The sequence below is a fragment of the Stenotrophomonas sp. NPDC077659 genome (assembly GCF_050268705.1).
In the GTDB taxonomy this organism is placed as follows: Bacteria; Pseudomonadota; Gammaproteobacteria; order Xanthomonadales; family Xanthomonadaceae; genus Stenotrophomonas.
In genome coordinates, this window is record NZ_JBNNHG010000005.1 from 21,882 (window position 1) to 45,757 (window position 23,876).

25 protein-coding genes and 1 tRNA gene are annotated in these 23,876 nt (G+C 65.3%); 1 reads left to right on the top strand and 25 read right to left on the bottom strand.

Features of this window, described 5'->3' with window-relative positions:
- Positions 1-2 precede the first annotated feature (2 nt).
- The 24 genes from ACQKDV_RS01515 to ACQKDV_RS01630 all read right to left on the bottom strand — a co-directional run bounded on the left by ACQKDV_RS01515 (position 3) and on the right by ACQKDV_RS01630 (position 22,610).
- A complete protein-coding gene (locus tag ACQKDV_RS01515) occupies positions 3-5,138 on the bottom strand; it encodes a host specificity factor TipJ family phage tail protein (RefSeq protein ID WP_427782027.1) in 5,136 nt (1,711 codons plus the stop codon).
- Positions 5,126-5,524, bottom strand: a complete 399-nt coding sequence (locus tag ACQKDV_RS01520; protein ID WP_427782028.1) for a peptidoglycan endopeptidase — start codon at positions 5,522-5,524, stop codon at positions 5,126-5,128. Before ACQKDV_RS01520 ends, ACQKDV_RS01515 begins: the two co-directional genes overlap by 13 nt.
- Positions 5,521-5,985, bottom strand: coding sequence for a DUF1833 family protein (locus ACQKDV_RS01525; protein ID WP_427782029.1), 465 nt, complete (start codon positions 5,983-5,985; stop codon positions 5,521-5,523). Before ACQKDV_RS01525 ends, ACQKDV_RS01520 begins: the two co-directional genes overlap by 4 nt.
- A complete protein-coding gene (locus ACQKDV_RS01530; protein ID WP_427782030.1) occupies positions 5,982-6,338 on the bottom strand; it encodes a hypothetical protein in 357 nt (118 codons plus the stop codon). Before ACQKDV_RS01530 ends, ACQKDV_RS01525 begins: the two co-directional genes overlap by 4 nt.
- Positions 6,338-9,115: a phage tail tape measure protein gene (locus ACQKDV_RS01535; RefSeq protein WP_427782031.1), complete on the bottom strand. Its 2,778-nt coding sequence runs from the start codon at positions 9,113-9,115 to the stop codon at positions 6,338-6,340. Before ACQKDV_RS01535 ends, ACQKDV_RS01530 begins: the two co-directional genes overlap by 1 nt.
- Before the next feature lie 216 nt (positions 9,116-9,331).
- On the bottom strand, positions 9,332-9,754 hold the full coding sequence (locus tag ACQKDV_RS01540; protein WP_427782032.1) for a hypothetical protein: 423 nt from the start codon (positions 9,752-9,754) through the stop codon (positions 9,332-9,334).
- 3 nt (positions 9,755-9,757) lie between these two features.
- The gene (locus ACQKDV_RS01545) at positions 9,758-10,513 is read right to left on the bottom strand and encodes a hypothetical protein (protein ID WP_427782033.1); all 756 of its coding nucleotides are present in this window, start codon (positions 10,511-10,513) and stop codon (positions 9,758-9,760) included.
- 36 nt (positions 10,514-10,549) lie between these two features.
- Positions 10,550-11,005: a hypothetical protein gene (locus tag ACQKDV_RS01550; RefSeq protein ID WP_427782034.1), complete on the bottom strand. Its 456-nt coding sequence runs from the start codon at positions 11,003-11,005 to the stop codon at positions 10,550-10,552.
- On the bottom strand, positions 10,998-11,312 hold the full coding sequence (locus ACQKDV_RS01555) for a head-tail joining protein (protein WP_427782035.1): 315 nt from the start codon (positions 11,310-11,312) through the stop codon (positions 10,998-11,000). The genes ACQKDV_RS01550 and ACQKDV_RS01555 overlap by 8 nt, the downstream gene beginning before the upstream one ends.
- 14 nt (positions 11,313-11,326) lie before the next feature.
- A complete protein-coding gene (locus ACQKDV_RS01560) occupies positions 11,327-12,085 on the bottom strand; it encodes a hypothetical protein (protein WP_427782036.1) in 759 nt (252 codons plus the stop codon).
- 45 nt (positions 12,086-12,130) lie between these two features.
- Positions 12,131-13,132 (bottom strand): major capsid protein, encoded by a 1,002-nt coding sequence (locus ACQKDV_RS01565; protein WP_427782037.1) that lies wholly within the window; start codon positions 13,130-13,132, stop codon positions 12,131-12,133.
- Between the two features lie 87 nt (positions 13,133-13,219).
- Entirely contained in the window at positions 13,220-13,906 is a 687-nt protein-coding gene (locus tag ACQKDV_RS01570) for a head decoration protein (RefSeq protein ID WP_427782038.1), read from the bottom strand.
- Positions 13,907-13,908: 2 nt separating this feature from the next.
- Positions 13,909-15,285, bottom strand: coding sequence for a S49 family peptidase (locus tag ACQKDV_RS01575; protein ID WP_427782039.1), 1,377 nt, complete (start codon positions 15,283-15,285; stop codon positions 13,909-13,911).
- Positions 15,260-16,741: a phage portal protein gene (locus tag ACQKDV_RS01580; protein WP_427782040.1), complete on the bottom strand. Its 1,482-nt coding sequence runs from the start codon at positions 16,739-16,741 to the stop codon at positions 15,260-15,262. Before ACQKDV_RS01580 ends, ACQKDV_RS01575 begins: the two co-directional genes overlap by 26 nt.
- Complete coding sequence (locus tag ACQKDV_RS01585) at positions 16,734-16,949, bottom strand: phage head-tail joining protein (RefSeq protein ID WP_164084020.1); 216 nt, start codon at positions 16,947-16,949, stop codon at positions 16,734-16,736. The genes ACQKDV_RS01580 and ACQKDV_RS01585 overlap by 8 nt, the downstream gene beginning before the upstream one ends.
- Before the next feature lies 1 nt (position 16,950).
- Positions 16,951-18,990 (bottom strand): terminase gpA endonuclease subunit, encoded by a 2,040-nt coding sequence (locus ACQKDV_RS01590; protein WP_427782041.1) that lies wholly within the window; start codon positions 18,988-18,990, stop codon positions 16,951-16,953.
- Between the two features lie 22 nt (positions 18,991-19,012).
- The gene (locus ACQKDV_RS01595) at positions 19,013-19,516 is read right to left on the bottom strand and encodes a DUF1441 family protein (protein ID WP_154353393.1); all 504 of its coding nucleotides are present in this window, start codon (positions 19,514-19,516) and stop codon (positions 19,013-19,015) included.
- A gap of 257 nt (positions 19,517-19,773) precedes the next feature.
- Positions 19,774-20,067, bottom strand: a complete 294-nt coding sequence (lysC, locus tag ACQKDV_RS01600) for an Rz1-like lysis system protein LysC (RefSeq protein WP_427782042.1) — start codon at positions 20,065-20,067, stop codon at positions 19,774-19,776.
- Positions 20,043-20,477, bottom strand: coding sequence for a hypothetical protein (locus ACQKDV_RS01605; RefSeq protein WP_427782043.1), 435 nt, complete (start codon positions 20,475-20,477; stop codon positions 20,043-20,045). Before ACQKDV_RS01605 ends, lysC begins: the two co-directional genes overlap by 25 nt.
- Positions 20,464-20,688 (bottom strand): hypothetical protein, encoded by a 225-nt coding sequence (locus ACQKDV_RS01610; protein ID WP_427782044.1) that lies wholly within the window; start codon positions 20,686-20,688, stop codon positions 20,464-20,466. The genes ACQKDV_RS01605 and ACQKDV_RS01610 overlap by 14 nt, the downstream gene beginning before the upstream one ends.
- Positions 20,685-21,002, bottom strand: a complete 318-nt coding sequence (locus tag ACQKDV_RS01615) for a hypothetical protein (RefSeq protein ID WP_427782045.1) — start codon at positions 21,000-21,002, stop codon at positions 20,685-20,687. Before ACQKDV_RS01615 ends, ACQKDV_RS01610 begins: the two co-directional genes overlap by 4 nt.
- On the bottom strand, positions 20,999-21,517 hold the full coding sequence (locus ACQKDV_RS01620) for a glycoside hydrolase family 24 protein (protein ID WP_427782046.1): 519 nt from the start codon (positions 21,515-21,517) through the stop codon (positions 20,999-21,001). The genes ACQKDV_RS01615 and ACQKDV_RS01620 overlap by 4 nt, the downstream gene beginning before the upstream one ends.
- Before the next feature lie 99 nt (positions 21,518-21,616).
- Complete coding sequence (locus ACQKDV_RS01625; RefSeq protein WP_427782047.1) at positions 21,617-22,381, bottom strand: DNA adenine methylase; 765 nt, start codon at positions 22,379-22,381, stop codon at positions 21,617-21,619.
- A gap of 144 nt (positions 22,382-22,525) precedes the next feature.
- A tRNA-Tyr gene (locus ACQKDV_RS01630) sits at positions 22,526-22,610 on the bottom strand.
- Positions 22,611-22,831: 221 nt separating this feature from the next.
- On the opposite strand from ACQKDV_RS01630, the gene ACQKDV_RS01635 reads away from it, so the two are divergent.
- Positions 22,832-23,047 carry a hypothetical protein gene (locus ACQKDV_RS01635; RefSeq protein ID WP_427782048.1) on the top strand — a complete coding sequence of 72 codons (216 nt, stop codon included), beginning with the start codon at positions 22,832-22,834 and terminating at the stop codon, positions 23,045-23,047.
- 44 nt (positions 23,048-23,091) lie between these two features.
- On the opposite strand, the gene ACQKDV_RS01640 is transcribed toward ACQKDV_RS01635, so the two are convergent.
- A complete protein-coding gene (locus tag ACQKDV_RS01640) occupies positions 23,092-23,856 on the bottom strand; it encodes a hypothetical protein (RefSeq protein ID WP_427782049.1) in 765 nt (254 codons plus the stop codon).
- Positions 23,857-23,876 lie beyond the last annotated feature (20 nt).

The following is a 23,876-nucleotide window of genomic DNA, read 5'->3' on the forward strand; positions in this document are numbered from 1 at the left end:
CGCTACTGCTCCACGGAGATGATGGAAAGGTTCTGGGTGATGGTCTGGGTATCGAAGTTGCCGGCCTGGTGGCTCACGTTCTGCTCGCCGAACGCCACGATGCGCGCCAGATAGCTGACCGCCTCCTGCGCCGTGCTGCTGTCGTTGACCGTGAAGGACCCGCCCCAACCGGAATCAGCAATGTCCGGACCATCCGTCTCGTTGCTGATGCTGACCGAGCCGGTGACATTCAGCGTCTGCCACAGCACCCAGCCGCCGGTGCCGATCTGCCGGAACAGCTGCACCTGGGCAGTATTGGCGCCCGCGCCGGCCACGAAGCCGGTCGACCCCTGCTGCGACCGCTGGCGCCGGTGAGTTCGGGCAAAGCTGAGCGTGACCGTGCGGTTGCCCCCATTGGTGCGGAACGGCCCGTTGAGCAGCTCCGTGCCCACCGTCTGGGTGGTTCCGGTCTGCACTGCGTTGCGCAGCACGCCGGCCGACAGGCTGCCGCCGAAGTAGGCATTGCCCTTGTTGTCGATCCAGAACAACCCGTTGGCCTTGCTGGCGGTGTTGGGATCCGACCCCACCCCGATGTACATCATCAGGTCGCCGGTCTGGCCGAACGGCTTGCCGTGCACTGACATGAAGCCGCCCGATCGGGTGATCCACCTGCCCTGCTGGAACGTGGTGCTGCCGGTGCCATTGGGGTCCGTCACATTGAGGCGGTCGGCCACGATGTCGAAGATGCCCTGGGCGCCGTCGTTGTTGGCGCGCCAGCCGATGACCCGGCCGTTGACGTCCAGCAGTACACCGGCCTTGGCCTCTAGCCGGGTCTGCCCATTCTCCAACTGCGTGGCGCGCGTTTCGAGGATCTGGGTTGCCGACGCAAAACCCTTGTCAGTGGCACCTGCGGTCCAGTTGGACAGCTGGGTCTGCGTGGCCGTGGCCTGGCCGAGGTATGGCCTGACGGTGAACAGGTACGAATTTGAGTTGCCCGCCGCAGTGTTCTCCTTAACCACCACGCAAAGGGCGCGCACGCCGCCTGCCGGGACAACGCCGAAGGCACCAACGCGCTGATAATTCCAAAGCTCGCTGCCGGCCTGCCCGGTGGGATTAACCCATTCGCTCGGGTAGATGGCCAGATCCTGCCCAAGGTAATTCTGGATGACCAGCTTCAACTGAAAGCGACAACGGTGGCCGACACCGTAGACGCTTGCCTCAACGCGCTGCCCTTGGACAACCTCGACGCTCTCTCCGAGTTCCCACTCGGTAAACGGAAAGGCCGTCCCGCTGCCTCGCCCGTTCTCGAATATGGAGAGCGTGTTCTCATTGCGCAGCGTGTAGGTTGGCGAGACATTAAGGGAGATGAAGGCGTTCTGCCCGCCGGGGTTTTGGCGCTGACGCACCGTGCCAAGTCCAGCCCACCACTGGGTGTTGATAAGCAGGTTGTTGCTGCCGTTGGCTTGCGCGCGCACCTGTGTGATCGCCTGTGCCGAAGCATTAACCTTACCGCCTAGATCTTCGACCTTGGACTGGATCTGCTGCACCGTTCCGGCCTCAGCCTTTCCGGCCAGCGCCGCATTGGTTTGATCGATCCGCCGCCCCAGCGCCATCGACACGTTGGTCTGCGCCTCGTCCAGCTGCCGCACATAGGCGTTGGTGGCCAGGTCCGGCAGCTTGCTCTCCAGCGCGCTGGTGCGACGTGCGATCGCCTCTACGTTGTTCGCCACCAGCTGGATCTGCTCAGCCACACTCGCCGCCGTGGCCAGCGCGCCGTTGCCTGCCGGCATACGCACCAGCAGCGCATCCAGCCGCGCAGCCTCGGCCTGAAGGTCGGTGGCGTTCTGCGTGGACAGGCTGATGGCGGCCGCCAGTGCATCGCCGACGGAAGTGTACTCGCCGATCTCCTGCCACACGGCCGGGTCCGTGCCAGGCGCCACCCCTGTGTTGTCCGCCAACGCCCGGTACAGCACGCCGGCGCGGCGCACGAAGTCTCCTGCAGGATACTCGCCGTCGGCCGCCCACTCGTCAGCACCCACGATGTCCTCGAGGATGCCGTTGAGCGCGGCAACCTGAGCATCGGTGTAGGCTCGCGCTGCAGCCACGGCCTCACCGGCGACGCGCAGATCCTCCGCAACCCGATCAAGGATCTCCTGAGTGATGCGATTGTTGGCCGCCAGCGCCTGCTCGTAGGTCTCATCGATCCGGCCGTCCAGCCCGCCGATCACCTCGCCAAGGTTCGCCTGCAGTTCCTTCACCAGGATCAGCATGCCGGTGGACAACGTGCCGGCGGTGTTGCGCGAGCGAATCGCGAACGTCCACTGACCGGCCTCGGGCAACACGGCCTCGAACGCGGACGGGTGATAGCCGTCGTCGCCCAGCGGGGTCATGGTCGTCCAGTTCGGCGCATCGACAGCGCCGGCGGCGTAGCGGATCTCCACCCCCGCAAAGTTGGCCGACTGGATCGTGTCGCTGAAGAACCCCCAGGTGTACCTGCGCACGCCGCCGCTCAACTGCTCCACGTCGAAGAGGTCCACCAGCACCGGCGGCGCATCGGCGCCGCGGGTGGTGTAGATCACCGACGCGGCAATACCGGCTGCGCCCTCTGGGCTGTATGGGCGCACGGTTACCGAGTAGGTCCCCGCGCCCGGAATACGCCACGAGGCCGTGCGGGTCACGGTTCGCGCGACCTCTTCCAGCTCGTCATTGCCATCCAGGTCGCTCAGCACGATCACGTCGCCCACCGGGCCAGTCACCGAATAGGTGGCCTGCAGCTCGGTGAACTCGGTGTCCCCCTGTACCACCTGGCGCTCAGTGATCTTTAGATCGCTGGCCACAGGGCGGGTCTGCAGCAGAGAGCCGTTCGGCGCGCGAATGTATTCGCCGGTTTCAACGTAGTGCCAGAATTCCGGCCCCTCCGGTACAACGGAGACCGACGCCCCCTTGAGGTCGGATTCGGGCTCGATGCCCACCACGCGCACACGATAGCCTGGCGTCTGCTTGAAATCGAAGATCCAGATGGTGTCGTGGGCGGGGTTCTCGTCAGTATCGCCCGGCAGGGGAGCATCGGCTGGCCACACATCAGCGAGCCTGATCTGATCCGCTTCGCCCGCAAAAGGCTCCACCCGGAAGACTCGGTATACACGCTCGCCCGGGATGCGCAGGCCGATGAAGCTGTTGCCGTTCGCGGGCGCACGGACCACGTCGTCAAGCTGCAGCAACACGCTCGAGCCGTCCCGAATTGCAGCCACCAGCCTGCCGCCGAAGCCCCACTGGGTGAGGTCGTGCTGCAGCGCCAGGACCGACAGGCGGCGGTAGCTCAGGTGCTCGATGTCGGTACTGAAGGAGATGTCCTTGTACTGATAGAGCGACTGCGCCAGGTGATACCGGGCCATCTTGGCCGCATGGTCCTCGCTGGTGATGCCCTCGCCGGACACCTGCGCCGGGTTGAGCATGGTCTGCACGCCCGGGGCGGCTACGCGGAGGGTCTTGCTGGACCAGTCGGACCTGTCGATGTACGTGAACTCGATACCGTCTGCGGCATTGGCCAGGGTGTAATCGATCTGGAACTGCCCTTTCTTGATCGTGGCCATATTGACCACGCCCGACAGAGGCTGTTCGTCCGCCGCCCACACCACGGACAGCCGGCCAGCCGCCCAGGTGACGTTACCGAAGCCGGCAAGTGCGATCGCCTGCAGCACGTCTTCGTGGCTGCGGGTGTCCCGGATCACGTTGTCGTAGGTGTACTTGGACGCCGCGCAGTGAAGCATGAACGCCTGCAGCGCTGCGATATCGATCTGGGCGTCGAGCAGGCCCAGCCCCGCGATCAGATTGCCAGCGGCATCGCGAATGCCGCGCGAGTACGCAAGGATCTGGGCGCCTGGGTTGCTGCTTTCCTCGGTCACCCACTGGTTGCCCTTCCATACCGGGATCGGCAGGGCATAGGCGACGCAGCGCAGTTCATCTGGGGAGCCGTTCAGCTGCCCGGTGGCCTTGATCCGAACGCCAATGCGCGGGATACCCGCGTAGCTGGCGGTGTCGGTCTGGATGCTCTTCAGGGTCGACCACGTGAAGTCGCTGGTGGCCCCCTTGCCGTCGGTGTTGCGGCCGGCAATACGCGCGCGCACCTCGTACTGCCCGGGCTCAACGTCCAGGGCATACGTGCGCCGCTGCTGCTTCTGGCTCTGGCTGACCAGGGCGAAGTTGCCGAAAACACGCCAGTCGGTGGCGCCGACCGTCCGGAACTGGACCTGGATCGTTTCTTGGTTGTCCTTCGGCTTGCCCTTGCTGGTGGTGTCGAACAGCATGTAGTCGAAGTCCAGCTGCAGCCGGATGGTGCTGGCCGAGCTGGTGCGCTGCACCCAGGCGCTGGGCTTGCCCTTCTCCGCCTCCAGCGCGCCGCCGGCAAGGGTGTCGACATTGCTGTAGAGCGGAATCTTCTCTTCCGGCATCCCGGGGAAGCCGCTGTGCCAGACCTGCACACCCTCGTAGGTCGAAAGCAGGGCCTCGCCGTTGAACATCGCTTCCACGCGGCCGACGTTGATGCCGGGGGTCAACACCAGCGCCATGAACTGGTCGTTGGCCTCATAGAACGAGTATGGCTGGCTTGCGATGTCGGGAGCCATGCGGATGTTGCCCAGCACCAGCGGCAGCGGCTCGTGGGGCCGCGCCTGATTCCTGGCCGAGCCGATGGTGAATACCGTCGCCGCGTCGCTCTCGTACTGCTTGGGCTTCTTCGGCCCGAGAACCTTGTTGATCAGCAGCGAGCCGACCGCATAGATCGCGGCCTGCGCCAGCCCGGCCGCCATAGCGCTGTAGCCGGCGGCCACCATGGCCGTACCGACACCTGCAGTGAAGATGGTCAGGGCGACCATCGCGACGATCAACAGAGCCGTGCGTCCGACGGTTCCACGGACCTCGATGACCGTGCCGCCCTTGGGCCTCACCTTGTCCATGATCTGGTGCGGCACGCGCACACCGTTGATGCGCACCTCCCACGCATCGCTCCCGTAGTCGGGCACGGTCCTGGCCAGAAAGTGACCCAGCGTTTCCCGCGGCAGCAGCTCAGCGGCAATCCGCTGCTGGCCCTCCAGCGTCACCGGGTGAGGGGTGACGACCAGAGACGGCGGGCACGCTGCGGCAACGTTCAGTTCAGCCATTCGTAAAATCCTTCGATTCTCAGCCCGAAGTCGGGCAGATCACGGACGCGGTGCAGCACCGCGCAGCCGTTCTTCTCGTTTGCGTGGAGCACCCACGCCTCATGGGCCAGGAAAAAGAAAACCCCGGCGTGGCCGGGGCGTTTCTGCATCACTTCGATCATCAGCACCAGGTCACCATCGACCGGTGGTCCCTCCCGGCGCTTGGCGAAGGGCTTAGACAACTGGCCCAGCTCGGCGGCGCCCTGCGCACCACGTGGACGCCTGCCGGGCACGACCACGTCGCGTCCAAACAGCTCCTGCTGAACAAGCATCACCAGATCCGCGCAGTCGAAATCGTCAACGCTGTATGGCAGGCCGACGAAGCGCTCAACGTCGGCCAACCTCATGTGAAGATGCCAGGCAGCGTGAACTGGTTGGCCCTGAGCTTCACCGCCTGCTGGCGCATGATGTAGTCGACGCCGCACTGCGCCGACGCGGTTGCACCAGTGATCGTCACGCTGCTCACCGGCAAGAAGTAGTCACGCTCGATCGTGTTGGGATCTGCCCGATCGGAGACCATCAGCCTGGCCATCAGCACCTCGTTGGGACCGATGGATTCGAGGTCTTCGGAGATGCCACGGCCGACGTTGTCCACCACCAGCTGGGCGCGCGGCGTCTGACCCTTGGTGTCGTTCGGCAGCTTGAAATCGAACGGGGCACCCAGATAGACGACGCCCTTGCTGGTCCAGTCCTGAGTGTCGTTCACGATGCGGAGCGGGTTCGGGAAGGACGGCGCTGAGATCTCGAGGAACAGCAGGATGCCGGTTGTATCGGTGACCCGCTGGCGGCGCTCAGTGAAGGTCGTCATCGCAAGTACTCCACAACCGCGTCCATCCGATAGTCACCCGGCATCTTCTCGTCGGGCATCAGGTCACCCAGCCCGCCGTTCTCAAACCTGGCCATGATCTGCTTGCCGGTGAACGGGTGGACCATCGTGAACCAGCCAATGCGCTTGATCTCGCCCATGTACCAGATGTCAAACGCTTCCCAATCGTCGATGCTGCTGAAATACAGCACCATGGCCTGCTTCACGAGCACCTGTGTGTTGAGCAGGCGCTGCTTGGGCACGCCGCGCTCCATCTCCGTCCTCAATACTGATGGATCGAAGGAACGCTTCTGCCCGTCGAACATCACCCGGGCCACGTTCGGTAGGGAAGCCATCAGACGCTATCCTTCAGGCCGAACCGGCCTTTCAAACCTGAGTAGGTTGCGCCAGCGCCACCGGCCACCTGACCGCCGATGTACCGGTCCACCTGGCCCAGCAGCACATCGATGTCGAAGCCGCCCTGCCCGTTCTGGCTGGCAGAAGCGGTGGTTCCTTCAGGCGCGTTCAACACCCGGACATTGATGGAGCCGCCGGCGAACCCTGCAGGTTTACCGCCACCGACCGGGCCGCCGTCCGCGTAACCACGCATCCCCTGCCGCATCGCCTCTACGATGCCAACGCCACCGGCCCGGGCAACGTCCGCCTGAGACCAGACCACCTCCCCCTTGTGCACGACGCCAGCTGGCTCGTTCACAGCGCCGTCGCCGGTGTAGCCGCCGGTGGAGAAGCCGCCGCCAAAGCGGAAGTTGTCGAGGTTGTTGCCGAATCCCCCGACCGAACCAACTCCTGTGCCATTCCCGGTATATGCGCCGGCGCCGCCGCCCCAGATGCTGGAAAAGGCATTGGCGATGCCCATTGCTGCTTGCTTGGCGGCGATCCGCGCCAGATCGGCCAGCACCGACCTGGTGAGGTCGGAGAAGCTCAGCTTTCCCGTGGTGGTGAACTTCACCCAGGCGTCTTCGAACCCCCCGACCACCGATTCCACTACCCCGCCCATCTGCTTGGCGTAGTTGCTGGCCTCCTGCTGGTAGTTCGCCCACGCCGCGCTGGCCCCGGCCAGCCAGTTACCCTCGGCCTGGCGCAGTTCCTCGTAACCATCCTTGATCAGCTGCAGGCGGTCGAGGGTCTTGGCGTGCAGCAGCAGCTTCTCGGCATCGAACGTTGCGTCATCGATCTGGTCTGCATTCCGCTGAAGGCTCAGTTCCCGCAGCTTCTCAGCTTCGTCGTTCAGAGCATCGTTGATGCGCTGCTGGATCTCGTACTGACGGTCTCCCATACCGACACGTTCAACCTGCGTCGCCAGCTGGCGCTGCAGTGCAGTATTACTCGCATCAAGAGCACTTTCGTACGCCTCCAGCGCATTGGAACGTGCCTTGGCCGATTTTTCTTCCTCTTTGGTCAGGAGATCCAGCGCCGACGCCCCCTCGATACGCAATTTCGCAAGTCGTGCTTCCAGCTCACCCAACTGACGGTTGACGATGATCGATTCTTTCCCGCTGACGGACTGCCCTTTGAGATAGTCGATCTGCTGCTGCACCGACTGTGCCTGAGCATCTGTCCCCTGCTGGATCAGCACGCGCATGCGGCTGTAGTACTCACCCGCCGTAATCTCACGCGCCGAGAACTGAGCACGCAGCAGCTGCGTGCTGGCGGTGATCTGGGCCTGTTCTGCCACCAGGTCATCCCTGTAGCCCTGCAGGTCAGCACCGCGAGCCGCTGAGCCGTTACCTGCCTTGGGCTTTTCCTTGTACTTTTTCTCGATAGCGGCGACAGCTGCAGCGCGCCGTTCTTCGATCTTCCTAACTTCCTCGACTAGGCCAGCCGCCTGCGCCCTCCGACGGGCAACCTCAGCCTCCCCGTTGATGCGCCCTACCTCTTCGCGCTTCTTTTCTTCCTTGCTGGCTTGGGCGGCGATGATGGTATCCATCTCAGCAACGAAGTCGGTCGAGGCAGCTTGCGATGCCTTTACCTCGGCATCCTTCCGTTCCTTGATCAGGTCTGCAGCCAGCGCCTTGATCTTGTCAGAGCGATCCTTGATGGACTGCTGCATCGCCGCCAATGCGACCGGATTCCTTGCCAGCGGCAGACCCCTCTGGTCCCCGGAGGCAAGTGCGTTCAGCTTCGCCAGTTCGCGTTGATTCTCCGAAAGCAGGTGCTGCATCTGCGCCGCTGCCGGCCCAAGGCCAACACTCGCCTGCATGGCGGACCAGGCACGGGTTGCTTCAACCCAGAGATCCTTGAACCCGCTTATCACCGGGTTCTGGCTGGCACGAACCCTGGCCAACGCCATCACCGTCTCATCGGAAGCGGCTCGGGTGATCACCGTCACCGCATCCTGGTTGCGCCCCTGCTCCTGCAACGCCTTGACCTGCTCGTACAGAGCCACGGTCATGAAGTTGACCTGCTCGTTGAGCTTCTGCGCCCCCTTGACCGGGTCTTCCGCCAGCTTCGCGTAGAGGGCGATGGTGTCCTCCAGGGCCTGCCCGCTGACTTCTTTCATGGCCACGGCAGCGTTGGCCACAGCCTGCAGATTCTGCGCGGCGATCTTCCCGTTCGACCCCACCGCCTGCGCAGCTTCCGCGCCTGCGCCGACAGACACCTCCAGCGCGTCGCTGGTCTTCTGGGCCATGGTGACCAGCGTCAGCGTGGTCGCGGCCGCCTCATTGCGCGACAGCACCAGGGCTCGCGTGTACGCCTCAGCCTGCTTTTCTGCGTCGTACCAGGCAACCACCACAAGGCCGACAGCCGCGGCAGCGACGGTGTACGGATTGACCATACCCAGCAGCGCCGACGAGACGCCCTTCAAGGCGGGCTCCACACCACCGAAACTGTCCTTGATCTGGCCACCCTGCTGCACCAGCACCGTGAAGAACGGCATGCCACCCTGCAGGCTGGTGAAGATGTCGGTGAACTGCGCCGGCAGCTGCCGCATCGCCTGAGCGGTCTGGCCGGCAGAGATGCCCAGGTCACTGATGTTGTTCCTTGCCGGCAGCGGCCGGGCGGCCTCTGTACGCACCTCGCGCAATTGGCGGGTGAGCACGCCCAGGCCCTGCCTGATATCGGCAAGATCCGCGCTGATGCGCACGCGCAGGTTTGCTGAGGGGTCAGCCATTGGACTGTTTTCCTTGATTCTGCTGGTGCTGGGCCTGGCCGCTTAGGGCGGCCAGGTACTTCTGCCAATCGCCTGGCTTCGCCCCCATGGCCATGCGGGTGGCCCAGGCAAACTGGGCGACGCGATCGCAGTCATCGCGCGCCGCAGCTGCGGTGAACCCGCGCAGCTGCGCCAGGGTGTAGGAAAGGACCTCCGGCAGCCGGTGGCCGCGCGCGATCAGGAATTGGACGACGTCGCCGAGTTCGGGCTTTCTTCCGCCGGCGGCCTGGCCTGCAGCAGCAGGCGCCGCAGGCGATGGGCGAAAAAATCGCGGTTGAGCCCGACGACTGCTTCGAGCAGATCAGCAACCTCGTCCAAGGTGCCACCGCCGATCCATTCGGCCTCACGGCCGATGGCTACGGCCAGGGCCTCGGCAATGACCTCGCTGTCCTGCTCGAGCATGTCGAGCAGGATGGCGCCGGTGGCGGCAGCCGGTGCACCCTCGACCGCGCCGGCCATCATCGCCACCCGGGCGATGATAGTGCGGCTGGCGGTGATGAATGGACCGATCTGCTGCAGGCGGAGAGGGGTTACCTCCACCTGCTCGCCGCGGAACGGCACTGTGCGGGCCGGGGGGATGATCACGTCCAGATCCGACACGGGTTACTTCTCCTGCTGCCAGTAGAAGTATGCGGACTTGTCCGACCCTGTGGCCTTGGACACGTCCTTCAGCAGAGCGCCTGGCACGCTGCCCGCTCCGAACTCATTGCCGATCAAGCCCATGCTCTCGATGACGCCACCGGTGACCTTGTGCGCCACCAGGCGCACCATCTTGCCGCCACGGGCTTCGTTGGCGCCGTAGAACTGTATCTCGTAGAACTTCTGCGAGGTGACAGCCGCTTCCACATGGCCCAGGTCAGCGTTCTTGTACGTGACCTTGATGTTGGGGGTGCCCGCCGCAGTGGGCGCGGCAATGGTCGAGCCTGCGGGAATGAACAGCATGCCGCGTTCGAAGCGGTAGTCCTTACCGGCTTCATAGGTCGTGCTGCCCGTCGCCGGCTTCACAGCAGTCACTTCCGAAGCCAGGCGAGACAGCGGTGCAAAGCTGCCGGGCACCGCCACGACCGGCTCATCGGCAACGGTGCCGGCGGCGATGCTGCTGGCCTTACCGCGAGTTGCCCGGGCGAAGTTGGCCGGGTTGAAGTCGTGGAAGGTGTAGTTGAGGTTGTAGCCGGTCACGCGATCGACGCGATTGGCCGTACCGCCGCCGGGGTTCTGGCTGTCAGCCAGCTCAATCGTGTTGGTCTGCGGTGCAATGGCGAACGCGGAGACGTTGCCGACCTCCACAAAGGGGTCGTTGGTGTTCCACTCGCGGATCAGCACGATGCCGCTGCCCAGGTAGCTGTAATCTTCGGCCATGGTGGCTCTCCAGTTGGGTTGCCGCTGTGCGGCGGGTTATTTCTTCGGGATGTGGGACTGGTAGGTGAGCAGGACGCCCACCCAGCCGGCGCTGGCCTTCTCCGGCATCAGCGGCTCCATGCCGACGTACACCGGCACTTGGATACCGTCAGTGAAGTTCCGGGCCACCTCGCGGCTGTCCATGGCCGCCTCGATGTCGGTCACCAGGTCGTCCAGCGCCTGCTGGTATGCCTCGGTATCAGAAGGCACCTTGGCGATGACACTGACCGTGGTCAGGCGGTGCGTGTTGACCTTCGACGGGCTCTCCGCCCGCTGCTGCTTCTCGATCACGGCCGTCAGGACGGTCTGGGTGTCCTGGTCGCCCGGCGCGGGCTCCAGCGTCCAGCCCGCGCCGGCGTTGGTCAGATAGCCGTTGTCCGTGGTGATCAGCTGCAGCGTCGTGCCCATGGCCAGCAGCAACTGCTTCCGTGGGCTGGGGGCGCGATCAGACATTGGCCACCTCCCACACCGCTGTCGATTCGTCGCCGCGGATCTTCTGCACCAGCTTCAGCTGCCGGCCGGTGCCGTCGATGCGCACCACGGCGCCCGAGCGTGGGGTGATCTCGGCCAGCTGCAGCGTGACCCGGATGATGTCGGTCGCAACGGGTGCCACGTCATCTGGCGTGAACTGCTCGACCGCCTCGTCCAGAAGCACCGTGCACGGCACCTCGTCCGTGCTACCCGGCCCCTTGTAGTAAGCAGCATCGGCGACGCCGGCTGCACGGAAGGTCCCGAACGCGGCTGCGTCGAAGGCCTGCATGAAAGCTCTCTGGTTCAAGGCAGCGGCCTCGCGGTCTCCATGGCCTTCTCCAGCTCGCGCTTCAGGAAAAACGGCATCAGCCGCTTCCAGGTGTCCTCGGCCATGCCGAAGATGTCGTAGCGCGGCGTGTAGGCGGCCGTGGTGGTGAAGATGAAGATGGATCGGACACCGGATCCGCGCCCGATCCGCTCATAGATGCCCGGGCGCAGCACGCCGCGGCGCCTGGTGATGACGAAGTACTCGCCATCACGGTTGTTGCGTTTGCCCCGCCGCCGCTTCCGGCTGACGCTGGTCTCGTTCTGGTAGCCGTCCCGCTGGGCGCCCAGCTGGGACAGGATCTTGGTCACCTGTCCGGCCGGCACGTTGCCGAACTGGTTGGCCTGGGCGCCGCGCCCCATCACCGCAAACTGCGTCGGCGACAGCAGGCCACGGCTTTGCAGCAGCCGCTCGAAGCCCTTCCGGCGGCGCTGACCACCATCCACCTCGGCCAGCAAGTACTTGGCCGGCGGCGTGCCCTTGAATGCCTCGTCACGGATGAAGATCTCAGCGTACGGCTGGGCCTTTGTGGCCTTGCGGTACATGGCCGCGTTGACCGTGAGCGGCGTCGGGCGGTCGAACACCTTGGGTGCTTGGCGCTTCCAGCGCTCGCGGATCTCGAAGGCCACCTTGTTGGCGGCCTGGGACGCGGCGAAGGGAAGCTGTGACTGCTCCAGCTCGGTCAGCTGCCGCCCGAGCGCGTTGTCGGGGTCGACCCCGATCCTGATCTGGGCCATACAACCTCCTGCCCGGCCCGCCGAAGCGGGCCAGGCACTGCTGGCTTACTTCGCGCCGGCCTTCAGGCGGATCACCGCATCCGGTCGGGTGTTGATGTTCAGCGGGTTGGACTGGCTTTCCAGCTGGATGCCCTTGTCCATGCGCATCTTCGCGGTCTTGGTGTAGTACGGCAGGCCGATACCGCGCACCGTCTCCAGGTAGTCCGCCGGCGCGAAGCGGGTCAGGAACATGTCGGGCACACCCAGCGGGAACGCGATCGCTTCGCCGTCGGCCAGGGCCAGGTCGCCGCCGGTATTGCCCTGCAGCTCTTCGAAGGTGATATCGCAGAACACGAAGCCCTTGCGGACGTCATCGCGAAGCGCGGCACCATCCTGCCAGCGCTCGTAGGCCTTCTGCACTTCCGGATGGTCGGTCAGAGCATCGAAGAAGCCTGCGCTGCAGAACACGTGGACGCCGGTGTACGGGATGCCGCCCAGCTTGTCCTCGATCGCGCGCTTGATGGCGATGCACTTGGCGCGAACCTTGGTGGCGTCCTTGTTCAGTTCCATGCCGATGACGGACTGGTCGACACCGAATTCTTCGTAGAAGTCGATGATCACCGAGCCGTCGGCATCGAGCAGCTTACCCTGCAGCGCGCCCATCCGGTGGTACTCGATGGTGTAGTCCAGGTCGCGCTTGTGCACCACCTGCAGCGCGTTGACCACGGCGGCGACGTTGTTGCCTTCCGGGTCGGCCGGGTCATAGACACCCAGCAGCTGGTCAGCCATGACCGTCGAGTTCTGCGGCAGGTGGGTGGTTTCCAGCAGCTTCACCTTGCCACGCTCCAGGCCCTTGGGCTGGCCGGGGGCGCCACGCGGCACGTTCGGCACCAGCACCAGCTTGGTGCCGTTGATACCCACCTTGACGATGGTGGTGCCGACCAGGCCCTGTTCTTGGAACAGGCCCATGTCGGCCAGCCGGGTGGAGATGCGCGGCAGGTTGTTGATGTAGGCGTTCAGGGCATCGAAGCTCAGCACGCCCAGCGCCAGAAGAATCTGCAGATCCATGGTGATTTCTCTCTCGGAATGGGATACGAAAAGGCCCCGCCGAAGCGGGGCCAAGGGTCAACGGGTGGAAGGGACGATGCTCGGCGGTCAGCCGCCGGCGGCGGCGATGGTGATGGTGTCGGTAGTCGCTTCGTCCAGATCGGCAGCGGTCACCTTGAGGGTGTAGTCGCCCGCGGCGCTCAGCGTCGCGGCATCCCAGGTGATGACGCCGCCCACGGCGGCCTTCGCACCGCCGCCGGTCAGGTTGCCGGTGCCGGTGGCCTTGGCCAGGGTGGCACTGATGGTGCTGCCGGTGACCAGAGCGCCGAAGACGTCCTTGACGTGCGCGACGACCGGGCCCAGCGCCACGCCTGCAGTGCCGGTCAGCGGCGCGGACACGAACACCAGTTGATCGGCAGCGTTCGATGCGATCGGCTGCTGCGTCCAGCGGGTGATGATGCCGGACTCGGCCAGGCTCAGCGCGGCCAGCAGCTTCTGGTCAGCGGTGACGCCGCTGGCCCAGCCCAGCTTTTCGCCGAACACTTCGGCATCGCGTGCGATCGCTGCGCCCTTGACGGCCAGCGCCGCGGAATCGGTGCCGGTGTCGATCGGGCCATACAGCACCTTGACCGCGTCGGTGCCGTTGGCAGCGACGGTGTTGTCTGCCTTGAGCAGGGTGCCGGCGGACAGCATGCCCTGCCCGGCCGGCAGACGGATCAGCTCGCGGCTGCGCTCGCCGCCCGCTTCGGACAGGAGGAATTCGCCGGTACGGGTGCCGGCCAGGGAGATTTCCATCGTCAGTTACCTCGTTGCTTGTAGATGTGATTGGGGTTCAGCTTCGCCTTGTTGTCGGCGGCGCGTTGGTCGGCCATGGAAGCCGGTTGTGCGGTGACGACTTGGGTGCTGCGTCCTTCCTCCGCCTTCATCGACAGCAGCTGTGCACGCACCGTGTCGAGGTCGGTGTTCTTCTCGATGAAGCTGGCGGCGAGGGTGTCATCGCCACGCAGCGCCGCAGCACAGGCGTCCTGCACTGCGGTCGCGTACTCGATGGCGCTGGCCGCCGGTTCGCCCTCCTGCAGGGGGCGGCGCAGCAGGGCCACCGCGAGCGCCGGCGGCAGCTCACTGGCTGCGACCGCAGCCGCCAGCGTAGCGGTCGGGTTCTCCACTACCGCTGCAGGCGGCGCGGGTGCGGCCTCTGGCACCGGCAGCGTTGCTGACGCCTCCGGCTCGTCGTCCGGATCAGGGTTGCCCGGCGCGGACGGCGGCGGCGATTCGGCCGCGCCGAGCTGTGCGATCAGGTCGTGCCAGGTGCCGAGCCGGGTAGCGAAGCCGACTGCCACGGCGGCCTGGCCGCGGTAGCAGGCCGCCTCAGTAGCGCTCACTGCCGCAGCATCCATGCCGAGATTCCGCGCCACGGTGTCCACGAACATCGTGCGCATGTCCTCCAGATCAGCCAGCGCCTGGACGTGCGCCTCTTCGCTGAGCGGGAAGTTCGGGTTGAAGTCGACCTTGCGGGCTCCGGCGAAAAGCGGGGTCACCTTCAGGCCGATCTGGGCGTTATTGCCGCTCCAGTCGTGGTGATAGCAGACTACGCCCACCGACCCGACACCGCCGGTTCGGCTGATCCAGATCTCGTCGCACGCCGAAGCGAGGGCGAAGCCGGCGGAATACGCATGGTCATCGACCAGCGCATAGATCGGTTTCCGGCCTCGCGACTCGAAGATGTGGTCCACCAGGTCGAAGCAGCCCGACGCCATGCCGCCCGGCGTATCCAGCCGCAGGATGATGGACGTCACCGCATCGTCGTTCAGCAGTTGGTCGAAGGTGTCGCGCACTGCGGCGTAGCTCACCGGGCCCGGGCCGCTGGCGCCGGGCATGGGCCGGTTCACCATGCCGCCGGAGAGGTTGATCACACCGATCAGGTTTTGCGGTGCATCCGCCCGCTGCACACCGGCACCCGAAATGTCCAAGCGGTCGGCCTTCAGCACGCTGTCGTCGCTGGTGACCTTCCCTTCCAGATAGCCGCCCACCAGCGCTTCGCCGATAGCCGGCTGCACCAGCAGGGGCTGATTGAGGACCGCGGCAGCGAGCGAGGCCACCACGGGCGCACGGCTGCCGCGACCCAGCATTCGGGCCAAGAGGCCAGGCTTACTCGTCATCGTCATTCCTTTCATCGTCGTTGGCGCCAGTGGCGCCGGGTTCGTCGTCCTGCCGGGCACCGGAGGCGTTCGTCCGCCTCGGGTCACTGTCGTAGCGAAGCCCGGCCGCGTCTGCGCGCTGGTTGTCCTGCGCCTGTTCGGCATCGACCTGTTCGGGATCCTCTCCGGCGCTCAACACCACCTTGCTGCGCGACTTGAAGCCCGCGCGCACCGCCTTGAGTTCGGACGTCACGTCCTGCACCGGGTGGCTCCAGGGCCAGCCCTCGGGCACCCACAGGGTTTCGGTCACGTCATCGCGCAGGGCTGCGTAGCGCGGCACCTTCAGCAGACCCGCCAGCACCGCCTGGTCCATGAAGGCGTCACGGACCCGCTGGCAGAACATGGGGATCATGAAGAGCCACTGGTCCTGCTCGATGACCCGGCGGAACTCGTTGAGGATCAGGCGCAGCGCGCGGTCTGAGACGTTGCGCAGGTCGCCGGTGAGCACCTCGTAGGGCACGTCCTGGCTGGCGCAGATCGCCAGCAGGTGCCCGCGCAGGAACTCGGCATAGTCAGAGCCGGCGCTGGGCGGATCGGCGAAGTCAATCTTCAGCCCAGGCGGCAGCTGCTGCAGGGTGCCGGGTTCGAGGCCACCAATGGCCGTGCCGTCAGCATCCTCGCCGGTAATCAGTTCGCCTACGCCATCGCCATCCTCGCCCTCTCCATTGGCGTCGGAGGTGATGAACCCGGCGAACAGGTTGGCCAGGGCTTGGCGCTCCAGCACCGCATCATCCAGGCGGTCTAGGTTGAACATGCGCAGCAGGGCCGGCGCCGAGCCTGGCACGCCCCGCATCGCACCCGCACGGTTCGGCCGGTACAGGTGCAGCACTTGCTCTGCCGGCACGCGGACCAGCTCGTTGCCGTTGACGGTCAGCTGCAGGTCGCCCGGATGCTCCCGGTACATCCAGTAGGCCACCCGGCGGCCGATGCTATCGACCTCGATGCCCTGCCGGATCACGTTGCCGTTGCTGGCCACGCCGTTGTAGTGCTGCGGGCACTGCTCCGATTCGATCAGCTGCACCTGCAGCGGTACAGGCAAGCCGTCCTCGGGCCGCCGGTACCGGATGCGGGCGAACACCTCGCCAGCCTCTTTCCACTCGCGCCAGGCGAGCGCCTGCAGGCCTTCCCACACCAGCACACCATCGGCGTCAGCGTACTTGCCCCAGCGGGTCCAGAGCTTAGTGACCTTCTTCTTGTGCTCCTTCGTGCCCCAGATCGGCTTCGCCTGGATGCCGGTGGCGATACCGTTCGACACGCTCTTGTTGAGCGCGCTGACCATCCAAGGGTCATTCCGGGCCAGGTGCCGTGCCCGTGCCAGCAGCGTCGGCAGACCCAACAGCGATGCGTTGGGCCCGAGCGACGTCGGCCGGAAGGTGCGAAGTCGGCGGCCGTTGCCGGCGGCGCGATAGCTGCTCTCGGCGGTATCAGACATTGCCGGTCCCCGATTGGTAGAGGCGCACGACGCGGCGGCGCCGCGGTACACCTGCGGCCTGGCCCAGCTCATCGCGCATCTGCTTCAGCAGGCGGCGCATCTCCACCAGGCTCTGGTAGGTCACGGTGCGGTCGGCATATCGGACGCTCAGCACGCCGGCCGCGATCGCGGCTTCCAGTTGTTCGACTTGCTTGGTGGTGAATGCCATTTCAGCGTCCCAGGTACTTGCTTCGGATGACGCGGCGGGTGCGCGCACGCGGCATTGGCGCCGGCGCGACGTCGTCTGCCCTCACGTCTGGGTTGTCGTCCCACGGCGCGGCCCATGGCGGCGGCGCGGTCCAGTTGATGGCCGGAACCTTCAGCCACAGCGCCATGCCCTCGGCATAGCCGCACAGGTCGAACGCCTCATTGCGTCGTTTCGCCAAGTTCTCCCAGCCCTTGGCCGTCCTCGACTCGGCCGTCAGCTCGGCGTAGAACGCTTCCGGCAGCCAGTCGGGGAAGTGGTAGTAGCCCGGGCCGGGCTCGGCGCGCTTCACGTTCGCGTCGACGGTGTCCTTCAGCCTGTCCACGTTGAGCAGCAGCTGCGGCACATCACCCTTCGACCCTGATTTGCGGTCCCGGCGCTTGCTGCTGTCGGGAAAAGTCTCGCGGAACAGACCGCCTTCGCGGCGCGCATCACCCTTGATCAGCCTGACCCTGGCGTGCAGCTTCCGGGCCTTGAGGGAGCGCCAGAACTCCAGTGCGCGCACCGAGGTGCCCGACTTGCCACCCCAGTCGATACCCACTGCGTGCACCGGCATGCTGCGGCCGGTGGCATCGTCCAGCGGGTAGCGACGGCTGATGACCTTCTCGACCAGGCGCTCCCAGTCTTCCAGGTACTTCGGCGGGTCCAGCGGCAGGAAACCGCCTGATCCGTCCTCGCGCTTGGAGGTGCGCAGGGTGAAGGAATCCACCACCCAGCGCTCCAGCTGACCGGAATCGCCAATGCCGAAGCCCAGCACCAGCACGACGAAGCGGTTGGCCTGAACGTCGACCTCACCCAGCAGGAAGCGCACGCCGGCGGGAACAGCACCAGCGGGCCAGACTTCGGCACGCTCCTGCATCTCGTTCGGGTCACTGGCCGAGCGGGCAGCCATCGGCACGTAGTTGATCGCGCCGTCCACGTTGTGCGTGGTCTTCAGCGGACGCTCTTCGCCGGTCGTGGCGAAGGTTCGCAGCGCCTGGAGGTATCGCTCGATCAGCGATTCCCAGGACTGGTAGGACGCCGCCACACCGCCAAGCCAGTAGCTGGCGATGCGCGCCTCCGGCCTCTCACCGGTGACCGTTCCGTCGGCGTGCACGACCTGGCCCTCCGCAGCCCACACGCCGCTGCGGTTCATCCCGTCCTTCCACCGGTGCTTCAGTCCCACACCGCAGTGCGGACAGTGCAGCAGCGAGTAATGCCGCGCCATCTTCTGCACGTCGTCCGCGACAACCCGCTCGAGCAGCTCATCCATCGGCGGCAACGCGAAACCGTCATAGCCTGGTGCCGCCTGAAACCGCTCCCCGCACTCCGGGCAGGGCCAGTACCAGCGCCGGCGGTCACCGCGCGCATACAGCGCGGCGATGCCGGCTGCAGGTGGGCCTTGGTGCGGGTTCAGCGGCTTCCAGGCGCCGTCGGCGTAGTCGGTTGCCGGGCTCGATTCGGCCACGACCATGCCGGCGGACATGTAGGTCTGCGTGCGCTTCAGGCCCAGGCCGAAGCACTCATCGATCGTCAGATCGCCGGTGTAGTTGTCCACGTCCGTCATCAGGACGTCGTGGATGTCCTTGCCGGACAGCACCGACACCGACGGCCAGCCCATGCGCAACGACATTCCTGACCGGAAGAACTTCAGCAGGATGTTGTCGTCGTGGGCTCGGGGGCTCAGCCGGGAACGCAGTTCCGGGCTGGCGGCGATGCTGCGGGCGATACGGGTCTTGCTGTAGTCCTCGGCCGCATCCTTGGACATCTGCACAACCATGGCGTCGGCCGGGTTGCAGGTGATCAGGTAGGCCAGGCGCGCATCGATCAGCGAGATGGTCTTACCCGATCGCGCCGGCCCTACGAACACCACTGCCTCGTAATGGCGGCTGCCGGTCGTGTCCAGCGGCTCGACCATGTAGGGCGTCGTGTCCGGATCCCAGGAACCGGCCGCGCCGGCGGCATTGGCCACCTGCAGCACCCGCGCGCCCTCGCTCACCCTGATGCGGCGCGGCGGCCTGACCATCTCGGCAACGCCTTGGCGCACGCTACGCGCTGTCGCGTACGTCGTCATCGGTGATGCCCTCGTACATAGATTGCCGGACGCGATCGCACTCGTCCTGGACCTTCACCACCTGCTCTGGCGTGAGCCCTGCCTTGCGCTCGAGCACATCAGGCAGCGTGTCGAAGAACTGCACGACCTTCTTCACCAGCTCGGCGTAGTCGGCCTCGACCTCTGCGGCCGGCACCAGCTGCCCGATTGTCGACTCGACCTTCAGGCGCTCGTTCTCCGACTGGTAGTAGGCGCGGCGCTCCATCGGCGGCAGGTCGCGCGGATCGACCACGCCCTCCGCGCCGAACGCCGCGGCGCCCGGATTCACCAGCGCCGGTGCTGCGTCGGCCAGGCGATAGACGTCGTGTCCGGCGCGCTTGGTCAGCGGCGGTACGCCTGCCTCCTTCAGCCTCTTGCTGGCCGTTCGGCGGTCTATCCCGAACTCATCCGCCAGCCTGGCCACGGACCAGCCCTTGGTGAATTCGTGGATGTCAGCCATGTCCTACCCGATGCACAGCCTATTCAGGCATGAAAACGCGGTTTCTCCCGGCAAAAACCGCCAAAAGTGCGGCCTGTGGTGGAGCACCCTTGAGGCCGAAATACTGTCTTTTACCGGGGTCCGAATTCCCCCCGGTGGCTGTGGATAAGCCCAGGGGCCCCTGACCATTCATTTTTCTGTGGATAACCTGTTGATATCCACCCTTCCCGTTCAGTTTCGCATTCATGCGCACCGATGTGAAACACAATCGTGAAACGTCAGGGCCCAACCTGGGATGCGCTCTTGTCAAGCTGTCGTATCTCGCTCATGCGGCTGTCGCAGTCCTGCAGCGTCACCAGGTTGGCGTTGTAGGCGACTACCACCGCCTCGATCGTGCGCGATTCGGCGCGCGTGGTCGGGCACGGCTTGGTCAGGCGTGCATCAACCGGCACCAGCTTTTCGACTGTGACGCGAACCACCTCGGGCAGCTTCGGCTGCCCGGGCTTTTTCGAACAGGTGCCGAAGCCGCACAGCGGCAACAGCAGGGTCAGAGCAAGGGGATGGAATCGCACAGCTGCATCTCCAGTTGGGACCGGCATGCCGGCTTGGTCTTGGCCGCCTGCAGTGCCTTCTCTGCCGCGGTGGCTCGGCGCTGGCCCTCGGCCGCTGCCGCTTCGGCCCGGCTGGCGGCTTCGGCCGCTGCCTTGCGCGCCAGTTCGGCAGCATCAATGGACGCCTGGGTCTGGTCGTTGACCTGTTCCAGCAGCATCCCGCAGGCGTTGGCCGCACGCAGGTTCTCTGCCGCATTGGCCTCGGCCTTGCCGAGCTGCTTCTCGGCCTTCGAAATGGTGTCTTGGTCCTTGGCTGCCTGGCGGTCCTCGCCGCGCTGGCAGCCCGTCACGAACAGGCCGCCGGCAAGAATGACAGCCAGGCACCAGCGGATCAGGTCCGCATACGGGCGGATCGGGTCAGGGATTTGCATCGGTGCGCCTCCTCGACTTCAGTACGCGCGCGATCACGCCGATGGCGCCGAGGGCGCGGATCGACCATTTCGCCGGATCGGGCAGCTCGTCCATCCAGTTCAGAGCCGCGATGGCGTCATAGATGTCCGGGAACAGGGCGACCAAGCTGAACACCCATACCGATGCCAGCCTCCATGCGCGGCGCCACCCGTCGATCAGTTCAACCTTCATCGGACACCTCGCAGCTGCTTCAACTCTTTGACGTCCTGTTTGTTCTGCTCGACCTGAATCGACAGCTTGGCGATCTCCAGCTTCAGCGCCGGCACGTCCGCCAACTGAGTATTGATGGCCTGCAGCTGCTGCTGGACAGTCATCACCTGCTGAGTGGTCACCTGTTGCTGACTGAGCAGGGTCTGCACCGACCCCACCAACCACAGGACGCCGAGCACGACACCGCCGGCGAAGGCGCCGACGATCCACTTTTCGACAGGGCCTAACGACAGGCGGGTGCGACCGTCCTGGCTCTGCTGGGATTCCATGCTCATGCGCCCCCGCCCATGATTCCACCCGCGTCGCGGTAGGCTGCCAGCAGCTTCTCCAGAGCGTGCTCAGGCTGACCGTAGCCTGCGCCCGGCAGGCTCGCCCAGATGTTGCGCACGGCCTTGATGGCGTCGGTGATGCGGCCGGCCTGGATCATCGGAAGTGCGCGGCGCTCGCAGATCAGCTGGATGGCCCAGAGATCCTGCGACAGCGGCCCGAAATCCGGCAGCTTCAGCAGCGCGCGGTAGTGGGCATAGTCCTTCAGCATGAACTGGTAGCGGCCGGACGCGTTCGAGGTCAGGCCCTTGCTGTTGATGGCTTTCGACTTCCGCCCCCGGGAGAACGGATGCACCGAGTAATCAGTGAAAATCTCCGGCACACGGTCGGCACCGGTCACGATCACGTCGTAACCATGGTTCTTCGTTGCCGGGCTGGTGCTGGTGCCCTCCGACCAAGCCAGCATGTCCAGGAAGGCGACGACGTTGGTGCCGCCGGCCTGTTGAGCGGTGATCTTGGCCATCAGAGGTTCCTGCAGAAAGGTGCCCGCCCCGCAGCCGGCTAGGCGCGAGGGTTGATCCGGTCGGGGAACGGGCATAGAGAACGCTGGGCTGTGGCCCAGCTACGTGGTGTAGATCAGCTCAGTGCGCGCTACCCCAGCGCCGCCGCCGACCGTGTATCGAATTGGAACGCTGACGCGGTGGAAGCGATCGAACAGCGTGCACATCTGCGGGTGATCGTTGATGGTGAGGATCGCCCTACCCTTCAACGTCCCCATCACCGCGGCGAGCTGCTCGTACTCTTCAAGCGGGAATGCCTGCCCATAGCCGGTGGTCTGCCAATACGGCGGATCCAAGAAGAACAGCGTCTCGGGCCGATCGTACTTTTCAATGCACCGTTGCCAGGGCAACTGCTCGATCACCACGCCATGCAGCCGCATGTGGGCATCGCTCAGATCCTGTTCCAGCCGGAGCAGGTTGATGCGCTTCGCACCAGTCGGGCCCACCCCGAGCGTTTGACCTTCCACCTTCCCGCCAAAGCTGAGCTTCTGTAGGTAGTAGAACCGGGCCGCACGCTGGATATCGGTCAGCGTGTCGACGTGCTGCAGCTGTGCCCACCGATACATCTCACGACTGGTCAGGGACCAGCGGAGGTGTCGAACGAACTCGTCCAGGTGGTTCGCCACGACGCGGTACAGGCGTACCAGTTCGCCGTGCGTATCGTTGAGCACCTCGATCTTTGCCGGCGAACGCTCGAACAGCATTGCGGCACTGCCGGCGAAGGCTTCGACGTAGCAGGTGTGTTCCCGCTGGTTGATCAGGGGAAGCAGGTGTTTCACCAGGCGCGTTTTACCGCCCGGCCAAGGGAATAGGGTCTTTGTGTTCAAGTCTCAGCTGTTGCGACATACGTTAAGCAAACTGCTCGCGCTCTCCGGAGAGCGGCAGGGCTTAGGCCAATGGCACGCGGCTGAAACGCGTGTACTGCGGCGGCGCCCCGGTGCTGGCAGGCATCGGGGCGTCGCTCTGTTTGATGGTGGGGCGACGTGGAGTCGAACCACGCGAGTCACAGACGCCGGATTTACAGTCCGGCCCAGCGCCCATCTGGCAACCCGCCCCAGAAACGACGAACCGCAGGTCACTGGACCTCCCGAGTCCAGGCCTGCGGCCGTTGAGTGCGGGTTGATTGGATCCTCGCCCACGGTAGCTACTGTGGCCTAAGTCTGGTTCCCGCTGCAACTGCGGTAAGGTTCCTTACCGCATTCGCCCGACTGCGGTAAGGTTCGCGGCGACTGCGGTAATCTTGCTTAACATCAACCCTGTACTTAGGAGCATCTCAGATGGGCTACATCATCAATTTTCCGACGGTAGGAATCGTGGCTGACGACATCTCGTCGTTCGAACTGCATCAGAAGCACAATCGTGTGGACGTTCAACTCAAGACGGGCAAGGAACACTCTTTCGCCTATGAAACCTTGGACGACGCCAAGAAGGCCTACAACTCACTCAAGGCCGGCATGGCCCACGCTGGATTTGACGGCACGTACATCGGCTGAGGCCTGCCGATTGTGCCGTGGCGGACCGCCTTGGTCCGCCACTCTTACCTATTGAACACCCTGCCACTGAACTCCTTCCGCCCGTCCTCCAGCGCCTGGCGCAACGTTGCGGCAGCGATCCCGTACACGCGAAGGTAGTCCCCCTTCCGCATCTTTGCCGCCTTTGCAGCATCCTGCGCGGCGATCTTCCCTTCAGGCCACACCAGGTCGTTCACCGCGTCCTGCAGCACCAGCCTCATGCGCCAGCGGTCGGCTGGGTCATCCATTCGCAACGCTGGCGTTGTGCCGTTGCGCCGCTGCCACTGAATCTGCCGCATCACCCGCCTGGCCAGGGAGCGCCCCAGCGACGACAGCGAAACACCCTGCCCGCGCAGCGCCACCGCCATCACCGCCTGCTTGGCCACCGAGTCACGCATCATGCCGACGGCACCGGCGATGTCGGCAGATGTCAGTGGCGGCATGGTTGACCGACCGTCCGATGGCTCGCGAAAGCTCCCGCCTACCAGCATGCGGGCAATCAGCTCGAGCGGATCTCGCTCCAGGGTCGGCTCTGGCACCGGCACTCGGCCATGCACCACCCTGACCGCCATCTGCGCCGGCATGTAAACCGGTCGGTTCGCCCAGGCCCTGCATGCGCGCTCTTCTGCATCTGCACCAACATGCAGCTCTCCGCGCGCAGTGCAGCGCGCGCACACCACCTGTGCGGTTCGGCGGCTGCCGGCGCTGCCGCGCGCGCGCATGCGCACGTCGTCGCTGCCGCAGTTGCCGCACGGCGTCAGGTCCACCGCGGGCGCGGCCACTGCCGACATTAGGCCACCTCGCAGTTGCT